Source organism: Methyloceanibacter marginalis, from assembly GCF_001723295.1.
Lineage (GTDB): Bacteria > Pseudomonadota > Alphaproteobacteria > Rhizobiales > Methyloligellaceae > Methyloceanibacter > Methyloceanibacter marginalis.
On record NZ_LPWD01000077.1, the window covers coordinates 1 to 4,439 of the forward strand.

4 protein-coding genes, 1 tRNA gene and 1 pseudogene are annotated in these 4,439 nt (G+C 64.2%); 3 read left to right on the forward strand and 3 right to left on the reverse strand.

Annotation, left to right across the window (positions count from 1 at the left end; genetic code table 11):
- Nucleotides 1-242 precede the first annotated feature (242 nt).
- The 3 genes and pseudogenes from AUC71_RS03650 to AUC71_RS03660 all read left to right on the forward strand — a co-directional run bounded on the left by AUC71_RS03650 (nt 243) and on the right by AUC71_RS03660 (nt 2,733).
- Nucleotides 243-329: transfer RNA gene (locus AUC71_RS03650), tRNA-Leu, on the forward strand.
- A gap of 160 nt (nt 330-489) precedes the next feature.
- Nucleotides 490-1,869 (forward strand): magnesium transporter, encoded by a 1,380-nt coding sequence (gene mgtE / locus AUC71_RS03655; protein WP_069623177.1) that lies wholly within the window; start codon nt 490-492, stop codon nt 1,867-1,869.
- A 16-nt stretch (nt 1,870-1,885) separates the two neighbouring features.
- Nucleotides 1,886-2,733, forward strand: a pseudogene (locus AUC71_RS03660) (YdcF family protein).
- Here AUC71_RS03660 and AUC71_RS18520 read toward each other — a convergent pair.
- From AUC71_RS18520 to bufB, 3 genes are read right to left on the reverse strand one after another with little or no spacing between them, the layout of a single operon-like run.
- On the reverse strand, nt 2,649-3,152 hold the full coding sequence (locus tag AUC71_RS18520; RefSeq protein ID WP_193427010.1) for a hypothetical protein: 504 nt from the start codon (nt 3,150-3,152) through the stop codon (nt 2,649-2,651). The pseudogene AUC71_RS03660 and the gene AUC71_RS18520 sit on opposite strands and share 85 nt — an antisense overlap.
- Nucleotides 3,065-3,508, reverse strand: a complete 444-nt coding sequence (locus tag AUC71_RS03670; RefSeq protein WP_069623179.1) for an HvfC/BufC family peptide modification chaperone — start codon at nt 3,506-3,508, stop codon at nt 3,065-3,067. The genes AUC71_RS18520 and AUC71_RS03670 overlap by 88 nt, the downstream gene beginning before the upstream one ends.
- Nucleotides 3,505-4,383, reverse strand: a complete 879-nt coding sequence (gene bufB, locus AUC71_RS03675) for an MNIO family bufferin maturase (RefSeq protein ID WP_069623180.1) — start codon at nt 4,381-4,383, stop codon at nt 3,505-3,507. Before bufB ends, AUC71_RS03670 begins: the two co-directional genes overlap by 4 nt.
- Nucleotides 4,384-4,439 lie beyond the last annotated feature (56 nt).

The window sequence follows — 4,439 nt, forward strand, 5'->3', positions numbered from 1 at the left end:
CGCGGGCGTCCATGGCGGCGAGGGCCTCCGCGTAAGGAACGGGCTCTGGCGCCGTGAGCCATTCAACGGGCATGGAAGTGGGCTTGGAGGCCAGGGTCGTGGGGGAAAGTGTCATGGCAGAGATAGTCTAGAGCAAACCTTGCACCCCTGGGACAGGTTTGGTAAGGCAGCGGGCCCCGGAATTGCTTGCCGATGGGGTGGCTTATCGCCATATCCGGGGCACTAGTCTTCCGGTTTTTAATGCGGTCGTGGCGGAATTGGTAGACGCGCAGCGTTGAGGTCGCTGTGGGGTAACTCCCGTGGAAGTTCGAGTCTTCTCGACCGCACCACCTCCCTCAAAACTTGTGGTTTCCAGCGCCATAGGCAGGGCGCGGCCGCCTGATATCACAGGCTGGCCGGCAGCGCGCGAGTCGCCGGCCGGGAGCGCGCCGGCTCTCCGGTGGCCGCGCTCCTTCCGGCTTGACGGATAAAACCCAGCGATTGGACGCGATGCAGGACGCCGCAACCGAGGTTGAACTGCGCGACGAGGAAGGGAGCATCCGCTCCGACTTCCTCCACGCGGTCTCGGACGCGCTGGAGGCGGACGATATCGCGCGAGTGCGGGCGCTCACGCTCGACCTGCACGAAGCCGATCTCGCCGACCTGATCCAATTGCTTCGGCCCGAGGAGCGCGCGGAGCTTATCGCGGCGCTCGGCGAGGACTTCAAGGCGGCCGCGCTGCCTGAGCTCGACGAGGCGGTCCGCGACCAGGTCCTCGAGGACATGCCGCCGGAGCAAGTCGCCGAGGTGCTGCAACAGCTCGATTCCGACGAAGCCGTCTATCTGCTCGAGGACCTCGACAAGGACGATCAGAAGGACATTCTCGCCAAGCTTCCTTACTTCGAGCGGATCGCGCTGCAGCGGAGCCTGGAATATCCGGAAGACTCCGCCGGCCGCATCATGCAGACCGATCTCATCGCCGTGCCGCCGTTCTGGTCTGTGGGGCAGACCATCGACTACATGCGCGTGGCCGAGGATCTCCCGGATCGCTTCTACGAGATCTTTGTGGTCGATCCCGCCTACCACCTCATCGGTTCGGTGGCCCTCAACCGTTTGCTGCGTTCCAAGCGGCCGACGACGATCGAATCCATCACCGACGAGGATTTGCGCCCGATCATGGTCGAGGCCGACCAGGAGGAGGTGGCGCGCCAGTTCGAGCGCTACAATCTGACGTCGGCGCCGGTCATCGATGAGGACAAGCGGCTCGTGGGCGTGATCACCGCCGACGACGTGGTCGAGGTTGTCCAGGAAGAGGCATCGGAAGACATCCTGGCGATGGGTGGTGTCGGCGGCGAATCCGTCAGCGATACTGTTTGGGAGACCACGCGGCTTCGGTTCACCTGGCTGTTCGCCAATCTGATTACCGCCATTCTCGCGTCTTTGGTGATCAGCGTCTTCGAGGCGACCATCGAAGAGATGGTGGCGCTCGCCGTGCTCATGCCGATCGTCGCCTCCATGGGCGGCAACGCCGGAACCCAGACGATGACCGTGGCCGTGCGTGCGCTCGCCACCCAGGATCTCGGGCGCGTCAACGCCGTGCGGGTGATCATTCGCGAATCCGCCGTGGGACTGCTCAACGGTCTCCTGTTCGCCGTCATCATGGCGGCCATCGCGTATTTCTGGTTCGGCAGCGACGAGCTTGGGCTCGTGATCGGGGTCGCCATGGTGGTCAATCTGTTCGCCGCGGCCCTGGCCGGCATCTTGATTCCGCTCGGCCTGGAGGCGCTCGACCTCGATCCGGCCATCGCTTCGGGGGTTTTCGTCACCACCGTGACCGATGTGGTGGGATTCTTCGCCTTCCTCGGGCTCGCCGCTTTGTGGTTATTCTAGGGGCGAGGGAGGCCTGATGTTCTTCTATCTTGCCAAGGCGGTGTGGTTCGTGCTCCAGCCGTCGACGCTCATTGCGCTGCTGATCGGCTACGGGGCGATTCTGATTTGGACCGGTTGGGCGCGCTGGGGGCGGCGTTTCGTCTCCATCGGCGCCATTTTGCTTCTGGTCGTCGGCCTGTCGCCGCTGGGCAATGCGCTGACCGTGCCGCTCGAGAATCGCTTTCCGCGAGCCGATCTCGACGAGCCGCCGGCACCCACCGGCATCATCATTCTCGGCGGGGCGGAGGACCGGCTGGTCGGCAGCGCACGCAAGGCGCCGACCCTCAACGAGGCGGGCGAGCGGCTCTTGGAAGGGGCGATCCTGGCGCACCGCTTCCCGGACGCAAAAGTAGCCTTCTCGGGCGGCGATGCGGGGATTCTCTACAAGTCCGATAGCGAGGCGGAGGGAGCGGCGGCGCTTCTCACCGCGCTCGGCATTGCCCGCGATCGGCTGATCCTCGAATCCGATGCCCGGGACACCTACGAGAATGCGGTCTATCTCAAAAAGGAACTCGAGGTGAAAGGGGAGCTCGATCTCACCAAGCGCTGGCTCCTGATCACGTCGCCTATCACATGCCCCGCTCCATGGGAGCCTTCCGCCAGGCAGGCTTCTACGTCGAGCCGTGGCCGGTAGACTACCGCACGCGCGGGAAGGAGGACCTGACCAGGCCTTTCGACAAGGTGTCGGAAGGCTTGCGGCGGGTGGATACGGCGATGCGTGAGTGGGTCGGCTTGTTCGCCTATTGGCTGACGGGCCGCACCGACGCCCTGTTCCCGGCACCGAACGAGGGGGCGCCGGATTGCGCCTCTCCCAAGGGCTGCTGAGACTCACAGCCCGTCAGCATCCCGCTGTCGATCCAGGTTTTGACATAGGTGGCGGCGCGCAGCGCCGCGTCCTCTTCGCCGGCGAAGGTCGCCAGCATCTCGCAGAGGACGCCGAAGCGCACGCCGTGCACGGTTTCGTCCCACATCATGGCCTCCTCGGCGGCGAGCGGCCTGAAGCGCGCCATGTCATCCTGGCGCCACACGATAAGCGCTTGGGGCTCGGGCTGTCGCGCCGGTGCCGGAGGTGAAATCCCGTCCTTCAGCGCCGACCAGATCTCGACAGCGTTGGTGGTGAAGGTGAGGCGGATCGCCGTCGTGTGAGGCTGGAACGTCAGACGTGGCCAGTCCTCAGGCGCGATCGTCGCCAGATCGCCGATCGTAAGTGGCGTGGCGTCCGGCCCGTCAAACGCATCGTCCAAAGCCTTCTCAAGCGCGGCGAGCTCGGCGATCTCGGGATGGCTGGTAAAGGGGGCGGTTTCCTTGGCGAAGGCGGGCAGGTGACGGCCGAACCAGCGGGCGTTGCGCCGGTCCGAGGGATGCGCGGCAATATAGGCGCTGGCGAGCTTGGCGAAGCTTCGTCGCCCAGATAGGTGTGCAGCTGCGTATAGTCGTTGCCGAGAATCTCAGCGAGTCGAGCGACATAGGCGTTGCGGTAGACGCCGAACAGCACGCTTCGCCGTTCGCGGGCGCTGTCCTTGACGTCGTCCAAAATGGTGTCCTCGCCGGCGAGGATGCCGGCCTGGAAGCGTTCCTGGAGCTGTTTGAGGCCGGTCATACCGCCGCAATCGCCTGTGCATTCTTATGCGGTTTTTGCGCGGTAACCTGCTGCACGTCGCGCGCAATTTGTCGCGCAATATCCAGTTCCGCGACGACCTCGGCGAGCGGCGGGATATTGTCGTCCCGCTCGATCATGGTGGATACGGGACCGAAATGCGCGACGGTCTCGCGATAGAAATCCCAGACCTCGTCGCAGACCGGATGGTCGTGGGTGTCGATGATGTGGCTTTCCTCGTGGCTATGCCCGGCCACATGGAACTGGACGATGCGGTCGCGGGGCACGCCATGCAAAAAATCGTCGGTCGAGAAGCCGTGGTTGAAGGCGCTCACATAGACGTTGTTGACGTCGAACAAGAGCCAGCAATCGGCTCTAGTCGCGACCTCGCTGACGAACTCCCACTCGCTCATCTCGCTGTCGCCGAAGGTGACGTAGCTCGACACGTTCTCGAGCGTCAGGCGGCGGCCCAAGACATCCTGCACCCGGCTCACGCGCTCCACCACGTGATCGAGCGCCTCCTGGGTATAGGGCACCGGCAGCAGGTCGTGCAGGTTCACCCCGTGCACCCCGGTCCAGCAGAGATGATCGGAAATCCATTTCGGCTCGACTCGTTCCGAAAGAGTCTTCAGCGCGCCAAGATAGTCCATGTCGAGCGGCGCGGTCGAGGCGATGGAGAGCGACACGCCGTGCATGACCACCGGATAGCGCTCGCGGATCTGGTCGAGGATGCGCAGCGGCTGACCGCCGGGGATCATGTAGTTCTCGGAGATGACCTCGAACCAATCGATGTCGGGATTGCCCGAGAGGATCTCCTCATAGTGCTGAGGCCGAAGGCCCAATCCAAAGCCGAGATAGGGTGGCTTTCCGTCTTTCATGGCGCGCTCCCTTGTCGATCGGAGACGGGTAGATCGGAGACCGGCCGCTTGCCGCG